We start from the raw sequence: 23,143 nt of genomic DNA, 5'->3' as shown, positions 1-23,143 counted from the left end.
GCCGGCCTGACCGGGCAGAACCCCCGCACAGGGTCCGTGTAGCCTGGCCCCGCATCCAACTTCATATTCCGACAGGGGAGCGCCACAGCGCTGAGAGTGCGGCACCGGTGAACGGATGGCCGCAGACCCTCTGAACCTCGCCCGGGTCATTCCGGGTAGGAAGTTCGGTCATTACTCAAGCTGTTGCGCCCTGCCCGCTTCCGGCACCCGCCGGGGCGCGCGGGGCCGCGTCTCTTCCTGGTCACCTCCAGGAGGAATCACATGCACACCACGACGAAGTACGCGGCGACCGCGCTCGCCGCCGCACTCGGCGTCACCGCGCTCGCCGGCTGCGGAACCTCCGACGACGACACGTCCGGCTCGGGCACGTCCAAGGGCGCCAAGACCGTCACCCTGGTCAGCCACGACTCCTTCACCGCCTCGGACGACGTGCTCAAGGCGTTCACGAAGGAGACCGGCTACACGGTCAAGGTCCTCAAGAGCGGCGACGCCGGAGCGGCCCTCAACCAGGAGATCCTCACCAAGGGATCCCCGCGCGGCGACGTCTTCTTCGGCGTCGACAACACGCTGCTCTCCCGCGCCCTCGACCAGGGCCTCTTCACCCCGTACAAGGCGAAGGGACTGGACGCCGTCCCGGCCGGCACCCAGCTCGACGCCAAGCACCGGGTCACCCCGATCGACACCGGCGACATCTGCGTCAACTACGACAAGAAGTACTTCGCCGACAAGAAGCTGGACCCGCCGCAGTCCTTCGCGGACCTGCTGAAGCCCGCGTACAAGAACCTCCTGGTCACCGAGAACGCCGCCACCTCCTCGCCCGGCCTCGGCTTCCTCCTCGGCACCATCGCCGACTCCGGCGAGAAGGGCTACCAGGACTACTGGAAGAAGCTGAAGGCCAACGGCGTCAAGGTCGTCGACGGCTGGGAGCAGGCGTACAACGAGGAGTTCTCGGGCTCCGCCGGCGGCAAGAAGGCGAACGCCGACCGCCCGCTCGTCGTCTCCTACGCCTCCAGCCCGCCGGCCGAGGTGTACTACGCCGACCCGCAGCCGGCCGAGGCCCCCACCGGCGTCGCCACCGCGACCTGCTTCCGCCAGATCGAGTTCGCCGGTCTGCTGGACGGGGCGAAGAACGAGGCGGGCGGCAAGGCGCTGCTGGACTTCCTGATCAGCAAGAAGTTCCAGGAGGACATGCCGCTCCAGATGTTCGTCGACCCGGTCGTCAAGGACGCGAAGCTGCCGGAGGTCTACACCAAGTTCGGCGCCACCGTGGACAAGCCGTTCACCGTGGCCCCCGAGAAGATCGCCGCCAACCGTGAGCAGTGGGTCCAGACCTGGACCTCGCTTGTCGTGAAGTGACGAAGGCCCAGGGCCTTTCGTGTCGAAGACCGCCGTACCCGCAGCGCGGCGCCGCACCACCGGCGGCGCGCGCTCCCTCGCGACGCGGCTCGGCCTCATGGCTGTGCCCGTCGTGTTCTTCGCGCTGTTCTTCGCGTACCCGGTCGCCGCGATCGTCGCCCGGGGGCTGAAGACCGAGGACGGCTGGCAGTTCGCGCGCTTCGGCGAGGTCCTGGGCCGGGCGGACCTCGGTGAAGTCCTCTGGTTCACCACCTGGCAGGCGTTCGCCTCCACCGCGCTGACCCTGCTCATCGCCCTGCCCGGCGCCTACGTCTTCGCCCGCCTCGAATTCCCCGGCAAGCAGCTGCTGCGCGCGATCGTCACCGTGCCGTTCGTGCTGCCGACCGTCGTCGTCGGCACCGCCTTCCTCGCCCTGCTCGGGCGCGGCGGGCTGCTCGACGAGCTGTGGGGCGTACGCCTCGACACCACCGTCTGGGCGATCCTGCTGGCCCACGTCTTCTTCAACTACGCCGTGGTCGTACGGACGGTCGGCGGGCTCTGGTCGCAGCTCGACCCGCGCCAGGAGGAGGCCGCCCGGGTGCTGGGCGCGGGGCGGTTCGCCGCCTGGCGCCGGGTGACGCTGCCCGCGCTCGCCCCCGCCGTGGGCGCGGCCGCCCTCATGGTCTTCCTGTTCACGTTCACCTCGTTCGGTGTCGTACAGATCCTCGGCGGACCCGCCTACGCCACGCTCGAAGTGGAGATCTACCGGCAGACCGCGCAGCTGCTCGACCTGCCCACGGCCGCGGTGCTGACCCTCGTCCAGTTCGTCGCCGTCGGCGCCATCCTGGCCGTGCACGCGCGTACGGTACGCCGCCGGGAGCGGGCCCTGCGCCTCGTCGACCCGGCGCAGACCGCCCGCCGCCCGCGCGGCGCCGGCCAGTGGGCGCTCCTCGGCGTGCTCCTGCTGACCGTGCTGGTGCTCATCCTGCTGCCCCTCGGGGTGCTGGTGGAGCGGTCCTTCGACCAGCCCGGGGGGCACGGATTCGCCTACTACCGGGCCCTGGGATCGGCCGAGGCCGGCGGTTCCACCTTCCTGGTCGCCCCGCTGGAGGCGATCTGGAACTCCCTCCAGTACGCCCTCGCCGCGACCGGCATCTCCCTCGTCGTCGGGGGGCTCGCCGCCGCCGCGCTCACCCGCCGGGCGGGGCGGCTGGTCCGGGGCTTCGACGCGCTCCTCATGCTGCCGCTCGGCGTCTCCGCGGTCACCGTGGGCTTCGGCTTCCTGATCACCCTGGACGAACCGCCGCTCGACCTGCGCACCTCCTGGATCCTGGTGCCGCTCGCCCAGGCTCTGGTGGGCGTTCCCTTCGTCGTACGGACCATGCTGCCGGTCCTGCGCGCGGTGGACGCGCGGCTGAGGGAGGCGGCGGCCGTCCTCGGCGCCTCGCCGCTGCGGGCCTGGCGCGAGGTGGACCTCCCGCTGGTGCGCCGGGCGCTGCTGGTCGCCGCCGGCTTCGCCTTCGCCGTCTCGCTCGGTGAGTTCGGCGCCACCGTCTTCATCGCCCGTCCCGACCGCCCGACCCTGCCGGTCGCCGTCGCGCGCCTGCTGGGCCGTTCGGGGGAGCTCAACTACGGCCAGGCGATGGCCCTCAGCACGATTCTGATGCTGGTGTGCGCCGCCTCCCTGCTGCTCCTCGAACGCATCCGTACCGACCGATCCGGGGAGTTCTGACCATGCTGGAGCTGGACGCGGCCACGGTCCGTTTCGGCGGACGGGCGGTGCTGGACGCGGTGGACCTCTCGGTCGCCGACCACGAGATCGTCTGCGTGCTCGGCCCGAGCGGCAGTGGGAAGTCCACCCTGCTGCGCGTCGTCGCCGGGCTCCAGACGCTCGACGGCGGCCGGGTGTTCCTCGACGGCGCGGACCAGGAGGGCGTCCCGGTGCACCGGCGCGGCCTCGGGCTGATGTTCCAGGACCACCAGCTCTTCCCGCACCGGGACGTGGCCGCCAACGTCGCCTTCGGGCTGCGGATGCGCGGAGTCGACCGGGCCGGCCGGCGCGATCGCGTCGCTGAACTCCTCGATCTGGTGGGTCTGTCCGGCGCGGGCCCCCGGGCCGTCGCGGGGCTGTCCGGCGGTGAGCAGCAGCGGGTGGCGCTCGCCCGCGCTCTCGCGCCCAGCCCGAGACTGCTGATGCTGGACGAACCGCTCGGCCAGCTCGACCGGGGGCTGCGCGAACGCCTCGTCGTCGAACTCCGCTCGCTCTTCACGGAACTGGGCACGACCGTGCTCGCCGTCACCCACGACCAGGGCGAGGCCTTCGCGCTCGCCGACCGGGTCGTGGTGATGCGGGACGGCCGGATCGCGCAGGCGGGCACCCCGCTGGAGGTCTGGCAGCGCCCCGCCTCCGCCTTCGTCGCCCGCTTCCTCGGCTTCGACAACGTGGTCGAGGCGACGGTCACCGGCACCACCGCCCGGACCCCGTGGGGCGAGGTGCCCGTACCGGAGGAATCACCGCAGGGCCGCTGCGACCTGCTCGTACGGCCCGCGGGCGTGCGGATCGGTGCCCCGGAGGACGGCCTGCGGTGCGTGGCCGGAGCGCGTACGTTCCGGGGCGACCGGGTCGCCGTACGGCTGAGCCCCGAGCACGGTCCGGTCGTGGAGGCGGAGTGCGCGCTCGCCGACACCCCGGCCGAGGGCGCGGTCGTCGGGGTCGCCTTCGACGCGGCGGGGACGGTGGTCCTGGCGGCGGCGCCGGGGGCCTGACGGGCGGCTGCCCGGCGGCAGTTCCGGCGTGTCCCGGCACGCGGCCTACTCTTTCCGCGGGGGTGGCCATGGAGCCGATGGTTGTCGAGTACCTCTCCTACCCGGTCGCGTGCCAGGACTGCGGTGCGGAGACGGAGTGCTCGGGCGTTCACGCGCTGGTGGACGATTCCCTGACCTGGGACACGGAGACCAACTGTCCGGCCTGCGGCCTCCGGCTGGCCGTGTGCGGCGGTGAGCTGTCCGCCGGCCTGCGGGACCGCCTGCTCTCCGAGCACGGTCCGGTGCGGCTCCGCGTGGACCCGGCGGCGAGCGGCGCCGCGGTCATGCGGGTGCTGAGGGCCGGCCTCGGCCTGGCTCTGGCCGATGTCAGGACCGTGCTGAGCGAGGTCGTCTCGGGCACGTACGTGGGCACGATGCCCGAGATGGAGCGCCTGGCCCGCAGGCTCCGGGCTGCCGGGATCGAGGCCGTGGCCGCCAGGGCGTGAGCCGTGCTCCGGCCGCCGGTCCGCTCTACCGAAGAGCGGAACCGCGCACGGGAGCGGGTCCGGCCGCCGGTCCGGGCTCCGAAGGGGCCGAACCGCGTACGGGAGCGCCGGACCGGGGCCTACGCTGCCGTCCATGACGATCCAGGGGCCGGCCGAGCCGCGCATATCCGTCCTGTACGACGACTCCCGACGCGACCTGCGCGATCCCGCCGCGCCCCGCCCGGTAAGGCTCTACGTGTGGGAGCCGGTCCGCCGCGCGACCGACGCCGGTCCGCTGGTCGTGGTGTCGCACGGGACGGGCGGCTCCGGCAGTGCGATGAACTGGCTGGTGCGTCCGCTGGTCGAGGCGGGCCTCCGGGTGGTCGCGCTCGACCACCACGGCAACAACTTCGTCGACGGATACGAGCCCGAGGGCTTCCTCCTCGGCTGGGAGCGCCCGAGGGACGTCACCTTCGCGCTCGACGCACTGGCGGCCCGGGAGCCCCTGGGGCCGGTCGGGGTCGCCGGGTTCTCGTTCGGGGGGTACACCGCAGCCGCCCTCGCGGGGGCGCGCGTCGACCGGGACGTGGTGGCTGCCGTGCTCGACGGCAAGCTGCCGGAGCCGGTGATTCCGGAGTTCCCGGACCTGCTCGCGGCGGTACGGAAGAAGCGGACGCCCGAGGAGCTGGCGGCGGCCGTCCAGGACTCCGGGGCGGACGTGTCCGACCCGCGGGTGCGGGCCGTCTTCCAGGTGGCACCCGGCCTGGGATCGCTGCTGACCCCCGGCAGCCTGGCCGCGATCCGGATTCCGGTGGCGCTCCGCTGGGGCGGCGCCGACGCCGTCACCCCGTACGCCGAGGACACCGCACCGTACCTGGACCACATCCCCGGGATCACCGGGCTCTGCGTGGGACCCGGCGTCCGGCACGAGGACTTCTTCGAGCACCTGCCGGGCGGTGAGGGGGCCAGGGCGCGGACGGGGGCGGACGCCGCCGCGTTCTTCCGGCACCATCTCACCGGACACACTCCGGGTTCCTGGACGTCCCCGAGCCCCGGCCCGTCCTGACCGCCGCCGCGACAGCCCCGGGCGGTCGGCGCAAGCTGGAGACGGGCCCCGCCGGCACCGGAAGCGGGCCGACCGGGAAGGACAGTGACGCGGATCATGAGCCAGTCAGCGCGCGAGGGCATCGACATCACCCGCGTACTCGACGCCCCCAGGCAGCGCGTCTTCCGGGCGTGGACCGATCCGGAGGACTTCGCGGCCTGGTACGGCGGCGACGCGGAGGTACCGCTCGACCGGATGTTCATGGACGTACGCCCTGGAGGCACCTGGAGCCTGGTGCTGGTGGTGCCCGGCACCGAGATGCCGTTCCACGGGACGTACCTCGAAGTGGCGGACCCGGAGCGGATCGTCTTCACGCTCCAGGACGCGACGGCGCCCGAGGGCGACGGCGAGACCGTGACCGCCACCTTCCACGAGCGCCCGGGCTCCACCACCGAGCTGGTCTTCCAGCAGCGCGGCGGCCACCTCACGTCCGAGCAGTACGCCGCCGCCGAGGACGGCTGGGAGGCCTTTTTCGACGCCCTCGCCGCCCGCCTGGCAGCGCGCCCCTGAGGTCCCGCACGAGAGCGCCGGGGCCCGGCGTACGGCGGGATCCCGGCGCTCTCGGGCCTTCTCGGCCTTCTCGGCCTTCTCAGCCCGACAACGGCAGGGCTGCCAGCTGGGCGAGAACCCAGGTCAGCGGGGCGAACACCAGCAGCAGGGCCACCGCCCGCAGCGCGGTCGCGGAGCGCAGGACGGACGAATGGGCACCCATCCGGTGCAGCGTCTGCGAGGTCCGTGCCCGGTCCTGTCGCGCCTCGATGGCCGAGGTGAGCAGGGACGCCGTCGTGCAGCCCAGGACCAGGACCGCTCCGAGCGCGGTGAGCGGGCCGTAGGGGCGCGACCCCGGTTCGTACAACGCCATCGCCGCGACGGCGCCCGAGACCACGGCGCAGACGATGCCGAGCGGCCGGCCGATACGGCGGGCCTCGTCCATCAGGACCCGGCCCGCCAGCAGCCGCACGGCCCCCGGCCGTGCCGACTGCAGCAGCCGGCCGCAGAGGTGGGTGAGGCCGGGCCCGGCGAGCGCCAGGCCGGTCGCGGTGAGGACCCAGCCGGCCAGCACACCGGCGGGGGTGGAGTCGAGCCGGCCGGGCAGCGGGAAGGGACTGCCCCCCGAACCCCGGCTCGCGTACGCCTCCACGGCAAGACCGGCGGCGGCCAGCGCCACACCCCAGGGCAGTCCAGCCGGAGCGGCCGCGGGAGAGGCGGGTTCCTCCGCCGCGAACGGTTCGTCCGGCGCCGGGGCCGTGGGCCGGGACCGCAGGGCCAGCGCGCTCGCCACGGACGCCGAGACGGGGACGAGTGCCAGCAGCACCAGCGCGGCGGCGAGCGGCAGCGGGGTACCGGCGCCCAGGAACTCCGCCGCGCCGCCGTCGAAGGGCATTCCGGTCAGATCGCCGCGCAGGTGCAGGAAGAAGAGCAGGGCGACCATCGAGCCGAGCGTGGTGGCGACCGCGGTGGAGACCGCCGCGAGCACCGACAGCCGGACCGGCCCGAGACCGAGGGCGGAGAGCCCGGGGCGCGGTCTGGTACTCGGGTCCGTACGGGCGACCGCGACGGCGAACTGCACGGTGGCCGCCAGCGGTACCGAACACCACAGCAGCCGGAGCACCGAGCCCGCCGCCTGGGACGGGTGCCCGGAGGCGTGCCCGAGCGTGCTCAGCAGGAGGAAGCCCACCCCGGCGGAGGCAGAGGCGACCAGCAGCCGCCTGACCAGGACGAGGGGATGGGAGCCGCGGGCTAGACGGAGAGCGAGCACGCCGAACGGCCTTCCGTGTCGGCCACGGCGGGCAGTTTGACGGTGGCGACCCGGCGGCCGTCCAGCATCGGGACCGTACGGTCGGCGAGTGCGGCGATCTCCGCGTCGTGGGTGGCCATCACCACCGTGATGCCGTGCGAACGCGCCGCCGCCGTGAGGGTGCGCAGCAGCTGGTTGCGGTCGGCTCCGTGCAGGGTCGCGGTCGGCTCGTCCGCGAAGATCACGGAAGGGGCGGCGGTGAGGGCGCGTGCGACGGAGATCCGCTGACGCTGGATCTGGAGCAGCGCGTGGGGCCGTTTCTTGGCGAGCGGTCCGATGTCCATGCGCTCCAGCCACTCCATGGCGGCCTTCTTCGCGGTGCGGTGGGAGACGCCGCGCAGCAGCAGCGGCAGCGCCGCGTTCTCCCAGGCACTGAGCTCGGGGACGAGCTGCGGATCGGAGGCGATCCAGCCGAACCGGTCGCGACGCAGTTGTTCGCGCAGGCGGGGGCCCATGGTGTGGACGGGCACGCTGTTGAACCACACCTCGCCCTGCTGCGGCACCAGTTGGCCGGAGAGGCAGTGCAGCAGCGTGGACTTTCCGCTGCCGCGCGGCCCCGTGACCGCGAGGATCTCGCCGTCCCGGACGCCGAGCGAGACACCGCTGAGGCCCGGCGATCCATTGTGGGAGTGATGCAGGGAGCGTGCCCAGATCACGTCGTTGTCCGGCGGGGCCACCATGGCGTACACCTCGGTTCAGGTCAGTTTCCCGTTCCCCCGTACGGGGGAACGAAGACGCGGCCGATCGGTCACTGGGCACGGTAGGGAGTGGGAACGGGGTGTGCGAACAGCACGCGGCCCGGACGAGTTTGTTCTCACTCGATCGGGTGCATTCAGGCCGAGGTGGCCACGAGGGGCTAGCTGGTGTGCGCAGGTCGTGAGGGCAGCGATCCGCAGGACGCCCCGGCCGACCGGCTGCTGTACGTACGCTGGCCATGCAGGACCGGGCCGACGAGAGACCGACGAGAGACCGACGAGAAGGAGTGGTGGCTGTGACCACCGAGGTGCGCCGTCTGCGCAACTACATCGACGGGGAGTTCCGGGACGCCGCCGACGGGCGGACCATCGACGTGGTCAACCCGGCCACGGAGGAGGTCTACGCGACCTCGCCGCTCTCCGGGCCGGCCGACGTCGACGCCGCCATGGCGGCAGCCGCCTCGGCGTTCCCCGGGTGGCGCGACACCACGCCCGCCGAGCGGCAGAAGGCTTTGCTCAAGATCGCCGACGCGTTCGAGGATCACGCGGAGGAGCTGATCGCGGCGGAGTCGGAGAACACCGGCAAGCCGCTGGCGCTCACCCGCAGCGAGGAGATCCCCCCGATGGTGGATCAGATCCGCTTCTTCGCGGGCGCTGCCCGGATGCTGGAGGGCCGCTCGGCCGGGGAGTACATGGAGGGCCTGACCTCGATCGTCCGGCGCGAGCCGGTCGGTGTCTGCGCGCAGGTCGCGCCCTGGAACTATCCGATGATGATGGCGGTCTGGAAGTTCGCCCCCGCCATCGCGGCGGGGAACACCGTCGTCCTCAAGCCGTCCGACACCACCCCCGCGTCGACCGTCCTGATCGCCGGGATCATCGGCGAGATCCTCCCCGCCGGTGTCTTCAACGTCATCTGCGGCGACCGCGAGACCGGCCGCGCGATGGTGGAGCACCCGACCCCCGCGATGGCCTCGATCACCGGTTCCGTACGGGCCGGTGCGCAGGTCGCCGCCTCGGCGGCCAAGGACGTCAAGCGCGTCCACCTGGAGCTCGGCGGCAAGGCGCCCGTCGTGGTCTTCGAGGACGTGGACATCGACAAGGCGGTGGCCGGCATCTCCGAGGCGGGCTACTTCAACGCCGGCCAGGACTGTACGGCGGCGACCCGGGTGCTGGTGCACGAGTCGGTGCACGACGCCTTCGTCGCGGCCCTGGCCGTGGCGGCCAAGGAGACGAAGACGGGGCTGCCGGACGACGAGGACGTGCTCTACGGCCCCCTCAACAACGCCGACCAGCTCGCCCAGGTCAGCGGGTTCATCGACCGCCTCCCGGCGCACGCCACCGTCGAGGCGGGCGGCCACCGCGTCGGCGACCAGGGCTACTTCTGGGCGCCGACCGTCGTCTCCGGCCTGCGCCAGGACGACGAGATCATCCAGAACGAGGTCTTCGGCCCCGTCATCACCGTGCAGTCCTTCACCGACGAGGCACAGGCGCTGGAGTTCGCCAACGGCATCGAGTACGCGCTCGCCTCCTCGGTGTGGACCAAGGACCACGCCCGCGCGATGCGGATGTCGAAGAACCTCGACTTCGGCTGCGTCTGGATCAACACCCACATTCCGCTGGTCGCCGAGATGCCGCACGGCGGGTACAAGAAGTCGGGCTACGGCAAGGACCTTTCGGCGTACGGCTTCGAGGACTACACGCGGATCAAGCACGTCATGACCTCCCTCGAAGGCTGACCGCGCAGCCTCTCGGAACACGCCGCGGTTCCCGGACGGCCCCCGGTTCTACGGGGGCCGTCCGGCGTCCAGGGGTGCTCTCTCCGGTTCCGCCCGAACGCTTTTGAACACGTTCATAAATGACGTGCAGTGCGGGGCATGAGCGAGCATGCCCTGGTGCGGCGCGTACGCGTGTGGTTGGTCCTCTTCATCGTCTGCCTGGCGCTGAGCGGCCTCACCGCCTTCCCGCTCGTGCACGAACTCCGCTGGACCGAGGAGTTGTTGGCCTCTTCCGCGTCCCCGGTCCCCGAGCATCTGTCCGCCCTCATGGAGTGGATCACCCGGGTGCGCACCGGGCTCGACGAGGCAGACGCGCACTACCCCTTCGTGCTGTACGGGACCGACTGGCTGGCCTTCGCCCATCTCGTCATCGCCGTGGCGTTCTACGGGCCCTACCGGGACCCGGTCCGCAACATCTGGGTGGTGGAGTTCGGCATGATCGCCTCCGCCGGCATCCTGCCGCTCGCCCTGATCTGCGGGCCACTGAGGGGTATCCCGTTCTGGTGGACGGTCATCGACATGTCGTTCGGTGTGTTCGGAGTCGTCCCACTGCTCGTGGTGCGGCGGCTGATCAAGCGGCTCGAGGCGGCTGGACCGAGCGGTGCCGGACCGGGCGGTGCCGAACCGCCGCCCCGGCGGGTGCCCGCCGGAGCGCAGTGAGGGGCCGGCCGGTGTCCTCGCTGTTCAGGGGGCGGACGGGGCGCCGTACGCGGCGATGATGATGTTCAGCGCCGTGGGGTTCAGGTCCTCGCCCTTGGCGTCCGTGGAGTTGACGCTGTAGACGAGGGTCCTCGACAGATCCCGGGTCGCGGCTATCGCGGTGTTGTAGCCGTAGCGGCCGCCCGTCTTTCCCCAGACCTCCCGCCCGCCCAGGGTCATCACCGAGAGCCCGGCGCTGTACTGGGCGGGGTCGCCGGAGCCGTACATGCGCACGGAGTGCTCGGGCAGAGTGAACATCTGCTCCAGCAGGGGGCCGCGCACCACACGGCCCTGGAACAAAGCCCGGGTGAATCGCTCCAGGTCGGCGGTGGTCGTCACGATGTCTCCCGCGGCCCATGCGTCCGCCGTCCCCCAGACCGAGACGTCCCGCCATTCCGATGTGCCGTCGGCGGCCGGGAAGAGCTGGTACCCGTGGTTGTGCGGGCCCCGGATGCGGGCCTCGCCCTCGGGGAAGTACGTGGAGTCCAGGCCGAGTGGGCGCAGGATGCGTACCGCGACCTGATGGGCGTAACGGTCGCCGGTGACCTTCTCGATCAGCAGGCCCAGCAGGGTGTAGTTGATGTTGAGGTAGTGCTGGCTCCGGCCCGGGGCGAACTCCGGCTCCTTCGCGGTCGCGGAGGCCACCATCTCCTGCGGGGTGTGCGGGTCGAAACGGTGGGCGTACCACTCCTCCACCGTCCCGCCCGGCATGTCGGCCGCCGGTATCCCACTGGTGTGGTTGAGCAACTGGCCCACGGTGACCCCGGCATACGCGGCCGGGACGAGGCCGGGAAGGTAGGAGCGGACGGTGCGGCCCAGCGAGAGCTTCCGCTCGGCGGCCAGCTGGAGGGCGGTGGCCGCCGTGAAGACCTTGGTCACGGAGCCGGCACGGAAGCGGGCGCCGGGGTCGGCGGGACGGCCGGAGGCGACATCGTGCACACCGGCGCTGCCCCGCCATGTGCCCTCCGTGCCTCCGACCCGGACGAGCGCGGCAGTGGCGTCCTCCCGGGGAAGCCCCGCGATCGCCGCCGTCAGGGCGCGGGAGCCGGCGTCGCCGACGGTGGCGACATCGGCGGTGGTGACGCCGCCGACGGCGGCGACGGCGGCTGGGCCGGTCGCCGCGTGCACCGGGACGGTGGCGGGGCCGGCCAGGACGCCGAGGACCAGGGACGAGGCGAGCAGGGTGCGGGCACGGGTCTTCATCGGGAGCCTCCGTCGTGGGATGTCGTCCTTCTGCGGTGACTCCATCCTGTTGATCCCGGGTGCCCAGCGGATCACCCGAGCGGGGGTTTGGCCGGGGGAACCTCCCTCACCCGTGCGAGGGAGGCGGGGACGTCTTCTCCCTCTCCCGGGGGAGAGGGAGCCACCAGTCCCGTCTCGTAGGCGCAGATGACCGCCTGGACGCGGTCGCGCAGGCCCAGCTTGGACAGGACGTTGCCCACGTGCGTCTTCACCGTGTGCTCGCTGACGACGAGCGCCTCGGCGATCTCCGCGTTGGAGAGCCCGCGCGCCAGATGCAGCAGGGTTTCCCGCTCCCGGCCCGTCAGCGCCGCCAGCCGGGCCGCGGCGGCGGACGGGGCGACGGGCACCGGACGTGCCGTGTACGCGGCGATCAGCCTGCGGGCCACGGAGGGCGCCAGCAGGGAATCTCCGGCCGCGGCCACCCGCACCGCGTGCACGAGATCGTCCCGGCGTACGTCCTTCAGCAGGAAACCGCTCGCCCCGGCCCGTAACGCCTCGAACACGTAGGCGTCCGTGTCGAAGGTGGTGAGCATGACGGACCGGCAGTCGCTCGACGCGCTGATCGTCCGGCACGCCTCGATACCGTCCATGACCGGCATCCGGACGTCCAACAGCGCCACGTCCGGGCCGAGCGCGCGCACCGCCGCCACGGCCCCGGCGCCATCACCCACCTCCGCGACCACCTCGACGTCCGGCTGCGCGTCGAGAATCATGGCGAAACCGCTGCGCACCAGCTCCTGGTCATCGGCCACCACCACGCGAATCGTCAACTTCCGGCCTCCTGAACGGGAAAGGCGAAGGGGATCGTGGCCGACACCTGGAAGCCGCGGCCTCCGGGAGCGGGGCCCGTGCGGGCCGTCCCGCCGTGCGCCGCGGCCCGCTCCCGTATACCGACCAGCCCGAACCCCCTGGGCGACGACGACACGGAGGGCGACGGCGATGCGGGAACACGGCCGTCGGTGACGCCACCCCCGTCGTCCGTCACCACGAGCTCCAACGCGTCCGCACCGTAGACGAGTTCCACGGTGACCCGGGAAGCCGGAGCGTGCTTCACCGCATTGGTCAGCGCCTCCTGCGCGATGCGGTGCGCCGCCGCTTCCACGTCGGACGGGACCGGCCGGGGCGAGCCCGTCACCACCTGGACGACCTCCGAGCCGCTCGCCCGCACCCGCTCGATCAGCTGGGACAACTCGCCCAGTCCGGGCTGCGGTTCACGTGGAGCGGGCTCCCCTGCCGCGCCCTCCTCGCGCAGCACGCCCAGCATGCGGCGCAGCTGTGTCATCGCGTCCCGCCCCGCCTCCGAGATCGCCTCGAAAGCGGCCTCCGCGCGCTCCGGGGCCGTACGCACCGCCACCGGCCCCGCCTCCGCCTGCACCACCATCAGGCTCACCGCGTGCGCCAGGACGTCGTGCATCTCCCGGGCGATCCGCGCCCGTTCCCGGGCAGCCGCCCGCTCGGCCTCCACGTGGCGCGTCAACTCCAGCTGTTCGGCGCGCTCCTCCACGGCTCGGGTGTACTCCTGGCGGAGGCGGGCGAGCCGGCCGAAGCCGTAGGCCCCGCCGAGCACGATGAGAGAGAAGACCAGCTCGCGGATCTCTCCCGTGTTCCACGCGGTGGCGGGGAAGACGGTCGCGAGCGAGAGGGCCAGCAGGAGCTGCCGGTGCGGCGAGGGGCAGGCGGAACCCACCGTGTAGAGGGCGACCAGCGCCGTGTACGGCAGGGTCTGCCCCGGCCCGTCCAGCGCTGCCGTGTAGAGCCCGAGCGCCGCCATGCATGTCAGCAGCACCGTGGCCGGGGCCCGGCGGCGCCACACCAGCGGCAGCACCGTCAGCGTCGTCAGGAGGTAGGCCGTGAGGCTCGCCGGCTCCTGGCCCGGGTCGCGGGGGAGCAGCCAGGGCACGCTCACCGCGGCCTGCACCAGCAGGGCCACCCCGGCGTCCGCCGCCCAGGGGCGGCCCCGCCACCCCGCGCGCGCCCGCACCCACCGTCCCCGTACGTCCACGTCCACCACGCCCCCGGCCGCGGGGCCGCACCCCCGGCGGACCCGGCGGCCATCATGCCGGACGGCGGCAGGGAACGGGCTCCGCCCAGGTGGTCCGGACTGCCCGGGCGGTTCGCCAGGAGGTCAGCCGCGTGTGACCGGAGCCGAGTCGGCGAGCAGTCCGCTCAGCACGTCGATCCGGTTGGTGGTGATCGAGTCGACGCCCCGGGAGACCAGTCGGCGCATGGTGCGCCCGGTGTCGGCGGTCCAGGCGGAGACGAGCAGGCCGTCCCGGTGCGCGCGGTCCGTCAGGTCCCTGGTCACCAGCCCGAACCGGTAGTTGAGCCAGCGCGGGCCGATCGCCGCGAGGAGTTCGGGGCGAGGCGGGGCGAGAGTCGTCCAGGTCAGCGCGATCTCGGCCGAGGGGTCGGCGGCGCGCACCCGGAGCATCGCGTCGGGGCCCGCGCAGTAGTAGGCGCGGTCCCCTGCCCCGGACTCGCGCACCGTACCCACGATCGTCCGCACCGAGGCGGCGGTGGAGCCGGGCAGGTCCACCATCACCCGGTGCGGACCGGCCGCGGCCAGCGCCTCGCGCAGGGTCGGTACTCCGCCGCCGGTGCGCTCCACCACCTCCGCGTGGTCGAGCGCGTCCAGGCGGACGTCGTGGCCCCAGAGCCGCTCCAGCGTGGCGTCGTGGAGGAGGACGGGGACCCCGTCGCGGGTCACCCGGACGTCGATCTCGACCGCGTCCGCCCCCCGTTCGAGGGCGGACCGGATCGAGGACAGCGTGTTCTCACGGGCGCGGTAGGGATCTCCGCGATGCCCCACGGCGGTGACGGTGTGTGCCATGGGGCCATTGTGGCGGCCGGTTCAGCGGCCGGGGGCCGCGAGCCACTGTGTCGTGTACGTGTCGATCTCGGCGGCCAGCTTCCGCTTGCCGGCCGGGTCCATGAAGGACGCCTCCACGCCGTTCTTCGCCAGCTCCGCGATCCCGCGCTCGTCCAGTCCCAGCAGGCGGGCGGCCACGGCGTACTCGTTGTTCAGGTCGGTGCCGAACATCGGCGGGTCGTCGCTGTTGACGGTGACCAGCACACCGGCCGCCACCATCTCCTTGATCGGGTGCGAGTCCAGGTCCGCCACCGCGCGCGTCGCGATGTTGGACGTCGGGCAGACCTCCAGCGGGATCCGCCGCTCCGCGAGGTGCTGGAGCAGGGCCGGGTCCTTCACGGAACTCGTCCCGTGCCCGATGCGCTCGGCACGCAGCGACGTCAGGGCGTCCCACACCGTCTGCGGGCCCGTGGTCTCGCCGGCGTGCGGCACCGAGTGGAGGCCGGCGGCGATGGCGCGGTCGAAGAACGGCTTGAACTGCGGGCGGTCAACGCCGATCTCGGGCCCGCCGAGCCCGAACGAGACCAGCCCCTCGGGCCGCAGGTCCACGGCCAGCCGGGCGGTCTCCTCGGCCGCTTCGAGCCCCGCCTCCCCGGGGATGTCGAAGCACCAGCGCAGCACGGTGCCGAACTCCGCCTCGGCCGCCTTGCGGGCGTCCTCTATCGCCTCCATGAACCCCTGCTCGGGGATGCCGCGCCGGGTCGAGCTGTACGGCGTCACGGTCAGCTCGGCGTACCGGATGTTCTGCCGGGCCATGTCGCGGGCGACCTCGTACGTGAGCAGCCGGACGTCCTCCGGGGTGCGGATCAGGTCCACCACCGAGAGGTACACCTCGATGAAGTGGCCGAAGTCCGTGAAGGTGAAGTAGCCGGCCAGCGCCTCGGGGTCGGTGGGCACCTTGGAGTCGGGGTGGTGGGCCGCCAGCTCGGCCACGATGCGCGGGGACGCCGAGCCGACGTGGTGCACGTGGAGTTCGGCCTTGGGCAGTCCCGCGATGAAAGGGTGGAGGTCGGTCATCAGGAGTCTCTCCGGTGGTTCTCGGTACGCCGGTACCGACCGCCCGCGGCGCCCGGTTCTCCGGCAGGGGCCGCCGGTGGCACCGTTCATCGTAGGCGGCGGCGGAAGGGTGCGGCCCGGGCCGTAGCATGACGGCACCACTAGGGGGGAGTCACATGTCAGAGAACACCGAGCCGCCCGGCGGCGGGGAGGCGCCCCGCGATCCCTGGGCCGCCCCGGACAACCGGGTCGACCTGGGCAAGCAGAGCGGGGACGTCCGTCCGCCCGCGGTGCACGACCAGCCGACCGTCACGTCCGTACCGGGCGTCGAGGAGCCGCGGCAGGACGCCTGGGCGGCCCCGGTCGCCGGAGGGTTCGGGCCCCCGCCCGCGCAGGGCGGCCCCGGTCCCGGGCCTGCCGCGATGCCCCCGCCGCCGGTCTCCCCGAACGGCCCGGGGCAGCAGCCGGCGGGACAGTACGGCTACCCCGCCGCCCCGCCGCAGCCGTACCCCAACTACGCCGGGTACGACGCCTACGGCGGCCAGGCGGTCTGGGCGCCCACCCCGTCGAACGGGATGGGCATAGCGGCGATGGTGCTGGGCATCCTCTCCATCTGCCTGTTCTGCATGTACGGGGTCCTGAGCATCGTCCTGGGCGTGCTGGCCCTGATCTTCGGCATCCTGGGCCGCAAGCGCGCTCAGCGGGGCGAGGCCACCAACGCCGGTCAGGCGCTCGCCGGGATCATCACCGGGTCCATCGGGATCCTGATCGGCGCGGTGATCATCGGGTTCCTGATCTGGTTGTTCGCCACGCACTCGGAGGATTTCGAGGACAGCGGGTCCACGGACGACCCGTTCGCCACGTCCCTCGTCGTCGAAGGGTCCTGACGTCCCGGAGCACCGGGCCGTCCGTCCCACGCCGTCCGTCCGACCGGGCCCATGCCCGGCCGTGCGGGCGGCGCGTGGTTTTCGGGGCAGGAACTCAAGCGGGCTCGGGCGCCCCGGTCCGGAGCCGCTCCCGCGCCTCCATCAGCGCGAAACCCAGCAGGTTCAGTCCGCGCCACCGCCCGGGGTCCTCGGCCCGCTCGTCGTCCTTCGCCAGCCCGATGCCCCAGACGCGGTCCACCGGGCTCGCCTCCACCAGGACGCGGTTCCCGGTGGAGAGCAGATACGCACGCAGCGCCGGGTCCTGTCCGAACTTGTGGACGCTGCCCGCCACCACGAGGCCGAAGCGCTCCCGCACCCACACCTCCTCGTCGAAGCCGCGGACCAGACGCCCCGCCTTCTTCGCGGCGGCCGGACTGCGGGCCTCCAGCGCGGCCCGCTCCGCCTCGGCATCACCGAAGAGCCTCGCCTTCCCGGCCATCATCCAGTGCTCGGCGGAGGGATACCTCACTCCGTCGACGGTGAACGGCGACGGCCACCACTGGCTGAGGCAGGAGGCGCCCAGCGAGCCGTCCGGAAGGGGACGGTGGCCCCAGAACAGCAGGTACTTGACCCGCTTGCCGCTCCGGGTCCGGGTGAGGAGATCGTCCATCTGTTCCATGGCATGCGAGTGTGGCACCTGCCGCTGACGCCGGCGGCCACGGGCATCCCGGCACGGGCGGGCGGCGCCCCGGCCCGGAGAGTGCGAAAGCGGCGGATATCACCCCAACCCGTGATCACGCAAAGTGAGTTGCGGAACACTGTCGGTCCGGAGCGCAGGCGTAATAGCATCGCCCAATGCATCGTGACTTGGTGGGGGCCCTGGGCGAGGGCGAGTTGCAGCCGCTGCGTGACTGGCTGACCAGAATTCATGTCGATACCGGAACACTGCACGAGCTGCCGCAGTGGGACTCCTCGCGCTTTCCCGAACTGCTGCCGTCGAGCCGTCGGCTGGCCGACCGCACGGAGTCCGCGAAGGCGGAGATCCTCGCCCAGCTGCCGAAAGCCGCCGCGCAACCGGGCGGGGTGCCGTTGATGCTGCTGCTGGTCTTCCTGTCGGTCGAGGAGGAGTGGGAGAAGTCCTACCACTACCAGCCGATGTGGGACACCCTTCAGGGCGCGCAGGACTGCCTGCGCGACCACGGGGGGGTGGTGAGGGGGGAGGACGCGATACTGACGAGGGCCGTCCTCGCGCTGATGCGGAGCCTCACGGAGCAGATCCGCGCCGAGAACGCCATGACCACCGGGCGGCTGGACGCCCACGAGGCGGCCCTCGGCGTCGCGGCGGCGAAGGCGCGGGAAGCGGCGGCGCTCGCCCGCAGGGCCGCGGGCATTCACCCGGACCTCAGCGCCTACCTTGTCCGCCGTGCCGAGGAGTGCGAGGCGTACAACACTGTCGTCGGCGCGGCGGTGGGCGCGGTGGGCGAATTCCTCGCGACCGGGGCGCCGCTCGACCAGGCCATCGCGGATCTGGAGGCGGCCGACGAGGGCGATGCGATCACCGGCAGCGTCTACGCGAGCGAGCTGCGGGCCCACCGCTTCTCCTTGAGGGAGCTGAACCGTGTACGCCACGATCCCTGGCTGCGGATCGACCAGGGGAAGATCGTCTACCTCTACCCGTTCGCCACCCGCGGTGTGCGGAACCAGGAGGTGCTGGACTGCGTAGGGGGGAGGGCCGAGGGCTGGTCCCTGGGGGACGTGACGCCCGTGTCGGTGAACGGTTCGCTCAACCTCGACGACGTCTGGGACGGTTCGGACGCGTTCGGGCGCCACTACGAGGGCGCGTTCCTGACGCTCCCCGACGTGCTCATGTACGGCGCGGACCCCGGCCCCGAAGCCGCCTCCGCCTCCGACCCCGACGCCGTCCCCGACGGAGCGGCGCGGTTCCAGGCCGAGATCCGGTTCTCGCGACTGGGCAACCACTACGTGCGGTTCGCGGCGGACGTCGAAGACGTCATGCCCGCCGATCTCTACGCGATGATGCTGCGCGCCGCACCCGAACACGGCAACGTGCACGTCGTGTTCAAGGGCGCCCCGCGTGTGGACGGCACGCGCAGGGTGTGGCCGCGGCTGGCGGATCTCGCGGTGCAGCTCGCGGAGGACGTCGGCAGGCGCCTCGCCGACAACGCGGCCACCTCCGGCGCCGATGTCGTCGCGCGTCAGGGCATGTTCCAGCTCGTCGTCACCGTCGAAGCGGCCTCCACCGCACCCGGTCCCGCGAGTTCCCCGTCGCGCCGCGAGGTGCGCTCCGTGGACGGCTTGCTCGAGGCGGTGGGTGCCCAACTGCTCACCAACCCGGTCACCTACCTGATCGGAGCGCCGGCCGAGTGGATCCGCTACGAGACGGAGAACCAGCTCTCCTCGACCGCGACCGGCCTGATCGGGGAGCGGACCGTCCGCACCTCCAACACGACCGTCATCCTGGCGCCCGGCGTCGCCTCGTTCACCCAGGGCACCCGCGCGAGCGTGGCGGAGTTCGCCGCCTCGCTGGACGGCCTCTTCGCCGGATGGTCGCTCGAACTGGCCGACCACTACCGGCAGGTCAGAAGTATTCAGGAGCTTGTGGTCGAGGCGGAGGGCGACCACAGTGCCGACGCTCAGGCTCTGGGCTCACTCGAACGGAGTCTGGACGCCGAGAAGATACGGCTCGACAAGTTCGTCACCGGGGTCAGATCGACGGTCGCGCTCATCCGTTCGCCCTCTCTGGTGGCCTCACCCGTTGTGGCGGACAGCCTCCGGCTGCTGCTGGAGTGCTCTGGTTTCCAGGACCGTGTCACCGAGCTCAACGCCATGATCGAGGAGGTGACGCAGGAGCAACTCGGCGTCACCATAGAGAAACTGGCCCGGCAGCGCGAGGAGCAGGAAGCCCGGGAGGAGGAGCGGCGCGAGAGCAAGCAGCGCGCCAAACTGGAGGTGTTCCTGGCAGTGATCGCCGCCGCGGGGGTCTCGGGCATCATCCAGGTGCTGCAGGCGGGGTTCTTCGAGAGCGACGGGGCCGCGACATGGGCTCTCGTGGGCGTGGCCGGCGTCGTGACCCTGGCGCTCGTCCTGGGCCTGGTGCTCTGGCCCCGAGCCCGCCGGAATTCCTGACGGGACAGCGCCTGACCCCGCTGCCGGCCCGTCCGTCCCTCCGTGAGGACGCGGATTCCCCTGTGTCCCACCTCACAGGGAACTGGTGGCCCCGACCCGCGTAACGATTCCGCCCATCCGCTCTCTCTCCGTGTGAACGCACCATCCGCGCACACGGAAGAGGGAGGCCAGGCGTGACTGGCACGACGGCAGGAGCGGCAGCCCGATGGCTGGCATCGGCGGCACCCGATCCCAGCGCCTGCCGGCGGGAGTGGGAGCGCGATCCGCGGGGGATCGCGCTCCTGCCCACCGGCAGGCGCTGGGACGTACTGATCCTCACCGCGCGGCTCGGGTATCCGACGCTCGACGTACTCACCCGTCTGATCGACCGGCCCGGCCCCGTCCTCGCCGATTTCGGCGACGCCCGGATGGGCTTCTTCGTGCCACCGGGCACCGCCTCGCGGTGGCTCGGCACGGGGGTGCGGGGCCTGGGGGCCGGCACCTGGATCGTGGTCCCACGCCCGGGGCAGGTGGCCGGCGGGGTGCGCTGGCTGGTGCCGCCCGACGGGTCGGGGACGCTGACCGACCCCGTACTGCTGGAGTTCGCGATGCACGAGGCGGCGGCCGTCGTGGCGGCGGGCGAACGGGCCGCGGACGGCGGTGACCTGGGCCGATGAAGCGGTGAAGCGCCCCGGAAGGGGCGACTTCGGGCCGGGGTGACGGGAGGTGTCGCCGCCAGTGGTCTTGACAACTCGATTGGTCTGGACCATGTTGTGCGCGCCGCCCCATTCCCCGTCGTACGGAGGCAGTTGTGGAACGCACGCGATGTCCTGCCCGATTCACCAGAGTTCTGGCCGCCCTTTCCGTGACCCTGCTGGCGGCCGGCACCCTCGCCGCCGTCGCCCCGGCGGCCTCGGCCGCCGACACCGACCTGGCGCGCAACGGCGGATTCGAGTCGGGCCTGACCGACTGGACCTGCTCGGCCGGGAGCGGAGCCGTCGTCAGCACGCCCGTCCACGGCGGCGCGTCCGCACTGAAGGCGACCCCGGCCGGCAGCGACTACGCCAACTGCGCCCAGACCGTCACGGTGAAGCCCGGCTCCACGTACACGCTGAGCGCCTGGGTCCAGGGCGACTACGTCTACCTCGGCGCGTCCGGTACCGGCACCACCGACGTCTCCACCTGGACGCAGTCCTCCGGCGCGTGGAAGCAGCTCAAGACCACCTTCACCACCGGCTCCGCCACCACGTCCGTCACGGTCTGGACCCACGGCTGGTACGGCACCTCCGCCTACTACGCGGACGACCTCAGCCTGATCGGCCCCGGCGGCGCCCCGGTCACCGTGCCCGCCGCCCCCACCGGACTGACGGCCGGCACCCCGACCGCCACCTCCGTACCGCTGTCCTGGACGGCCTCCTCCGGCGCCACCGGCTACCAGGTCTACCGCGGCGGCACGAAGGTCGCCACGGTCACCGGCACCTCCACCACCGTGACCGGCCTCACCGCCTCCACCGCGTACAGCTTCCAGGTCACCGCCACCAACTCGGCCGGTGAGTCGGCGAAGTCCGCCGCCGTCGCCGCGACGACCGCCGCCACCGGCTCCACCGGCGGCGGGAACAACGCCGGGCTGCCCGCGCACGCGCTCGTCGGCTACCTCCACTCCAGCTTCGCCAACGGCTCCGGCTACACCCGGATGGCCGACGTGCCCGACTCCTGGGACGTCATCGACCTGGCGTTCGGCGAGCCGACCTCCGTCACCTCGGGCGACATCCGCTTCTCGCTCTGCCCGGTCACCGAGTGCCCGAACGTCGAGTCGGAGGCCGAGTTCAAGGCGGCCATCGCCGCCAAGCAGGCGGCCGGCAAGAAGGTGCTGATCTCGATCGGCGGCCAGAACGGCCAGGTCCAGCTCACCACCACGGCCGCCCGGGACGCCTTCGTCACCTCGGTGTCCAAGATCATCGACACCTACGGACTGAACGGCCTGGACATCGACTTCGAGGGGCACTCCCTCTCGCTGAACACCGGTGACACCGACTTCCGCTCACCCACCACGCCCGTCATCGTCAACCTGATCGCGGCGGTGAAGACCCTCAAGGCCAAGTACGGCTCCGGCTTCGTGCTCACCATGGCGCCGGAGACCTTCTTCGTCCAGCTCGGCTACCAGTACTACGGATCGGGCCCCTGGGGCGGTCAGGACCCGCGCGCCGGTGCCTACCTGCCGGTGATCCACGCCCTGCGCGACGACCTCACCCTGCTGCACGTCCAGGACTACAACTCGGGCTCCATCATGGGCCTGGACAACCAGTACCACTCGATGGGCGGCGCCGACTTCCACATCGCCATGACCGACATGATGCTCACCGGCTTCCCGGTCGCAGGCGACCAGACGAAGATCTTCCCGGCGCTCCGGCCCGACCAGATCGCTGTCGGCCTCCCCGCCTCCACCCAGGCCGGCAACGGTTACACCGCCCCCGCCGAGGTCACCAAGACGCTGAACTGCCTGACGAAGAAGACCGACTGCGGGACCTACCAGACCCACGGCACCTGGCCGGGGCTGCGCGGCCTGATGACCTGGTCGATCAACTGGGACCGCTTCAACAACGGTGAATTCGCGCGGAACTTCGACGCCTACTTCGGCTGATCCCGGTCCTGGTTCCCGGCCGCGGGTCCCTCCCCGGCCGGGGCTCCACCGGTACCGGCCCGGCCCGGCCACCGCCGGGCGCACCACAGCGGGACGAGCAGCAGACCGCTCAGCCACAGGCTGCCGAGCACGTCGAGCGGCCAGTGGTAACCCCGCAGCATCAGACCGGCGCCCGTCGCCGCCGTCAGCAGGGCGGCGGCGACGGGCGCCATCCAGCGCCGGGGCGTGTACGCCATCAGGAGCAGGGCCGAAGCCCCGTACGCCACCGCCGCGGTCGCCGTATGGCCGGACGGGTAGTAGCCGGTGTAGGGCACCAGCGGCCCCTGGCGGTCCACCAGGAGCTTCATCGGTACGACCACGAGCGGCACCGCCACCATGGTGAGCGCCGCGATCAGCACGGTGCCCCGGGCGCCGCGCCACAGCGCGTACAGCAGCGTGAGCGCGAGGACCGGCAGGGCGACCGGCATCCCGCCGAGATCGGAGAAGGCCTGGGCGACCCCGGCGGGGCCGTGGCCGATGAGGTCTCTGCCGACGCGCTCGTCGAGCCGCAGCAGCGGGCCGGCGGCCACCACCTGCCAGGTGGTCAGTGCGAAGAGGACAGCCATCAGGCCGACCCAGGAGAAAAGGAGGGCCGGCCGCCCGGGAACAGGGGGGGTTGTTCCGGGACGGCCGGCCGGATCGGTTCGCCGCGCGCCCCGGGGGGTGTGGGGCGGGCGGCCGTCCGATCGGTGAGGAGTTCCGGAGCCGGAGGCTCCAGTGGTGCGCG

20 protein-coding genes and 1 pseudogene are annotated in these 23,143 nt (G+C 72.3%); 12 read left to right on the top strand and 9 right to left on the bottom strand.

The window, feature by feature from the left end:
• Positions 1–261: 261 nt before the first annotated feature.
• From ACWCSV_RS05410 to ACWCSV_RS05385, 6 genes are all read left to right on the top strand, one after another.
• A complete protein-coding gene (locus tag ACWCSV_RS05410; protein ID WP_451138755.1) occupies positions 262–1,356 on the top strand; it encodes a thiamine ABC transporter substrate-binding protein in 1,095 nt (364 codons plus the stop codon).
• Positions 1,357–1,453: 97 nt separating this feature from the next.
• Positions 1,454–3,067 carry an ABC transporter permease gene (locus ACWCSV_RS05405; RefSeq protein WP_451139094.1) on the top strand — a complete coding sequence of 538 codons (1,614 nt, stop codon included), beginning with the start codon at positions 1,454–1,456 and terminating at the stop codon, positions 3,065–3,067.
• 2 nt (positions 3,068–3,069) lie between these two features.
• Positions 3,070–4,101 (top strand): ABC transporter ATP-binding protein, encoded by a 1,032-nt coding sequence (locus ACWCSV_RS05400; RefSeq protein ID WP_451138753.1) that lies wholly within the window; start codon positions 3,070–3,072, stop codon positions 4,099–4,101.
• Positions 4,102–4,169: 68 nt separating this feature from the next.
• Positions 4,170–4,586 (top strand): hypothetical protein, encoded by a 417-nt coding sequence (locus ACWCSV_RS05395; protein WP_451138751.1) that lies wholly within the window; start codon positions 4,170–4,172, stop codon positions 4,584–4,586.
• 133 nt (positions 4,587–4,719) lie between these two features.
• Positions 4,720–5,631 carry an alpha/beta hydrolase family protein gene (locus ACWCSV_RS05390; RefSeq protein WP_451138749.1) on the top strand — a complete coding sequence of 304 codons (912 nt, stop codon included), beginning with the start codon at positions 4,720–4,722 and terminating at the stop codon, positions 5,629–5,631.
• 96 nt (positions 5,632–5,727) lie between these two features.
• The gene (locus tag ACWCSV_RS05385) at positions 5,728–6,180 is read left to right on the top strand and encodes an SRPBCC family protein (protein WP_451138747.1); all 453 of its coding nucleotides are present in this window, start codon (positions 5,728–5,730) and stop codon (positions 6,178–6,180) included.
• Positions 6,181–6,259: 79 nt separating this feature from the next.
• Here ACWCSV_RS05385 and ACWCSV_RS05380 read toward each other — a convergent pair whose 3' ends face one another.
• Positions 6,260–7,429, bottom strand: a complete 1,170-nt coding sequence (locus ACWCSV_RS05380; RefSeq protein ID WP_451138745.1) for a hypothetical protein — start codon at positions 7,427–7,429, stop codon at positions 6,260–6,262.
• A pseudogene (locus tag ACWCSV_RS05375) lies at positions 7,411–8,064 on the bottom strand (ABC transporter ATP-binding protein); the annotation flags it as partial. The gene ACWCSV_RS05380 and the pseudogene ACWCSV_RS05375, both read right to left, overlap by 19 nt.
• A 395-nt stretch (positions 8,065–8,459) precedes the next feature.
• On the opposite strand from ACWCSV_RS05375, the gene ACWCSV_RS05370 reads away from it, so the two are divergent.
• The gene (locus ACWCSV_RS05370; protein WP_451138743.1) at positions 8,460–9,899 is read left to right on the top strand and encodes a gamma-aminobutyraldehyde dehydrogenase; all 1,440 of its coding nucleotides are present in this window, start codon (positions 8,460–8,462) and stop codon (positions 9,897–9,899) included.
• Positions 9,900–10,037: 138 nt separating this feature from the next.
• Positions 10,038–10,598 (top strand): hypothetical protein, encoded by a 561-nt coding sequence (locus ACWCSV_RS05365; protein ID WP_451138741.1) that lies wholly within the window; start codon positions 10,038–10,040, stop codon positions 10,596–10,598.
• Positions 10,599–10,622: 24 nt separating this feature from the next.
• On the opposite strand, the gene ACWCSV_RS05360 is transcribed toward ACWCSV_RS05365, so the two are convergent.
• The 5 genes from ACWCSV_RS05360 to ACWCSV_RS05340 all read right to left on the bottom strand — a co-directional run bounded on the left by ACWCSV_RS05360 (position 10,623) and on the right by ACWCSV_RS05340 (position 15,765).
• On the bottom strand, positions 10,623–11,840 hold the full coding sequence (locus tag ACWCSV_RS05360; protein ID WP_451138739.1) for a serine hydrolase domain-containing protein: 1,218 nt from the start codon (positions 11,838–11,840) through the stop codon (positions 10,623–10,625).
• 71 nt (positions 11,841–11,911) lie between these two features.
• A complete protein-coding gene (locus ACWCSV_RS05355; RefSeq protein ID WP_451138737.1) occupies positions 11,912–12,649 on the bottom strand; it encodes a response regulator in 738 nt (245 codons plus the stop codon).
• Positions 12,646–13,887: a sensor histidine kinase gene (locus ACWCSV_RS05350; protein ID WP_451139092.1), complete on the bottom strand. Its 1,242-nt coding sequence runs from the start codon at positions 13,885–13,887 to the stop codon at positions 12,646–12,648. The genes ACWCSV_RS05355 and ACWCSV_RS05350 overlap by 4 nt, the downstream gene beginning before the upstream one ends.
• A gap of 117 nt (positions 13,888–14,004) precedes the next feature.
• Positions 14,005–14,709 (bottom strand): glycerophosphodiester phosphodiesterase, encoded by a 705-nt coding sequence (locus ACWCSV_RS05345; RefSeq protein WP_451138735.1) that lies wholly within the window; start codon positions 14,707–14,709, stop codon positions 14,005–14,007.
• Between the two features lie 21 nt (positions 14,710–14,730).
• Positions 14,731–15,765, bottom strand: coding sequence for an adenosine deaminase (locus ACWCSV_RS05340; protein WP_451138733.1), 1,035 nt, complete (start codon positions 15,763–15,765; stop codon positions 14,731–14,733).
• A gap of 155 nt (positions 15,766–15,920) precedes the next feature.
• On the opposite strand from ACWCSV_RS05340, the gene ACWCSV_RS05335 reads away from it, so the two are divergent.
• Entirely contained in the window at positions 15,921–16,631 is a 711-nt protein-coding gene (locus ACWCSV_RS05335; protein WP_451138731.1) for a DUF4190 domain-containing protein, read from the top strand.
• A gap of 94 nt (positions 16,632–16,725) precedes the next feature.
• Here ACWCSV_RS05335 and ACWCSV_RS05330 read toward each other — a convergent pair whose 3' ends face one another.
• Positions 16,726–17,289 (bottom strand): NADAR family protein, encoded by a 564-nt coding sequence (locus tag ACWCSV_RS05330; RefSeq protein WP_451138729.1) that lies wholly within the window; start codon positions 17,287–17,289, stop codon positions 16,726–16,728.
• A gap of 176 nt (positions 17,290–17,465) precedes the next feature.
• On the opposite strand from ACWCSV_RS05330, the gene ACWCSV_RS05325 reads away from it, so the two are divergent.
• The 3 genes from ACWCSV_RS05325 (at position 17,466) to ACWCSV_RS05315 (ending at position 22,377) form a co-directional block, all read left to right on the top strand.
• Positions 17,466–19,757 (top strand): hypothetical protein, encoded by a 2,292-nt coding sequence (locus tag ACWCSV_RS05325; protein ID WP_451138727.1) that lies wholly within the window; start codon positions 17,466–17,468, stop codon positions 19,755–19,757.
• A 173-nt stretch (positions 19,758–19,930) separates the two neighbouring features.
• A complete protein-coding gene (locus tag ACWCSV_RS05320; protein ID WP_451138725.1) occupies positions 19,931–20,413 on the top strand; it encodes a hypothetical protein in 483 nt (160 codons plus the stop codon).
• Positions 20,414–20,547: 134 nt separating this feature from the next.
• Positions 20,548–22,377: a chitinase gene (locus ACWCSV_RS05315; RefSeq protein ID WP_451138723.1), complete on the top strand. Its 1,830-nt coding sequence runs from the start codon at positions 20,548–20,550 to the stop codon at positions 22,375–22,377.
• On the opposite strand, the gene ACWCSV_RS05310 is transcribed toward ACWCSV_RS05315, so the two are convergent.
• The gene (locus ACWCSV_RS05310; protein WP_451138721.1) at positions 22,365–22,982 is read right to left on the bottom strand and encodes a phosphatase PAP2 family protein; all 618 of its coding nucleotides are present in this window, start codon (positions 22,980–22,982) and stop codon (positions 22,365–22,367) included. The genes ACWCSV_RS05315 and ACWCSV_RS05310 overlap by 13 nt on opposite strands.
• Between the last annotated feature and the right edge of the window lie 161 nt (positions 22,983–23,143).

This window comes from Streptomyces sp. NPDC001770 (assembly GCF_053596135.1).
The sequence above is the reverse complement of the archived record's forward strand: the minus strand, read 5'-3'. Positions and strand labels throughout refer to the sequence as shown.

Excerpts from the sequence above, each read along its gene's own strand:
- ACWCSV_RS05410 (WP_451138755.1), top strand. The coding sequence starts at position 262 with ATGCACACCACGACGAAGTACGCGGCGACCGCGCTCGCCGCCGCACTC.
- ACWCSV_RS05405 (WP_451139094.1), top strand. The coding sequence starts at position 1,454 with ATGGCTGTGCCCGTCGTGTTCTTCGCGCTGTTCTTCGCGTACCCGGTC.
- ACWCSV_RS05400 (WP_451138753.1), top strand. The coding sequence starts at position 3,070 with ATGCTGGAGCTGGACGCGGCCACGGTCCGTTTCGGCGGACGGGCGGTG.
- ACWCSV_RS05395 (WP_451138751.1), top strand. The coding sequence starts at position 4,170 with ATGGAGCCGATGGTTGTCGAGTACCTCTCCTACCCGGTCGCGTGCCAG.
- ACWCSV_RS05390 (WP_451138749.1), top strand. The coding sequence starts at position 4,720 with ATGACGATCCAGGGGCCGGCCGAGCCGCGCATATCCGTCCTGTACGAC.
- ACWCSV_RS05385 (WP_451138747.1), top strand. The coding sequence starts at position 5,728 with ATGAGCCAGTCAGCGCGCGAGGGCATCGACATCACCCGCGTACTCGAC.
- ACWCSV_RS05365 (WP_451138741.1), top strand. The coding sequence starts at position 10,038 with ATGAGCGAGCATGCCCTGGTGCGGCGCGTACGCGTGTGGTTGGTCCTC.
- ACWCSV_RS05360 (WP_451138739.1), bottom strand. The coding sequence starts at position 11,840 with ATGAAGACCCGTGCCCGCACCCTGCTCGCCTCGTCCCTGGTCCTCGGC.
- ACWCSV_RS05345 (WP_451138735.1), bottom strand. The coding sequence starts at position 14,709 with ATGGCACACACCGTCACCGCCGTGGGGCATCGCGGAGATCCCTACCGC.
- ACWCSV_RS05340 (WP_451138733.1), bottom strand. The coding sequence starts at position 15,765 with ATGACCGACCTCCACCCTTTCATCGCGGGACTGCCCAAGGCCGAACTC.
- ACWCSV_RS05335 (WP_451138731.1), top strand. The coding sequence starts at position 15,921 with ATGTCAGAGAACACCGAGCCGCCCGGCGGCGGGGAGGCGCCCCGCGAT.
- ACWCSV_RS05330 (WP_451138729.1), bottom strand. The coding sequence starts at position 17,289 with ATGGAACAGATGGACGATCTCCTCACCCGGACCCGGAGCGGCAAGCGG.
- ACWCSV_RS05325 (WP_451138727.1), top strand. The coding sequence starts at position 17,466 with ATGCATCGTGACTTGGTGGGGGCCCTGGGCGAGGGCGAGTTGCAGCCG.
- ACWCSV_RS05310 (WP_451138721.1), bottom strand. The coding sequence starts at position 22,982 with ATGGCTGTCCTCTTCGCACTGACCACCTGGCAGGTGGTGGCCGCCGGC.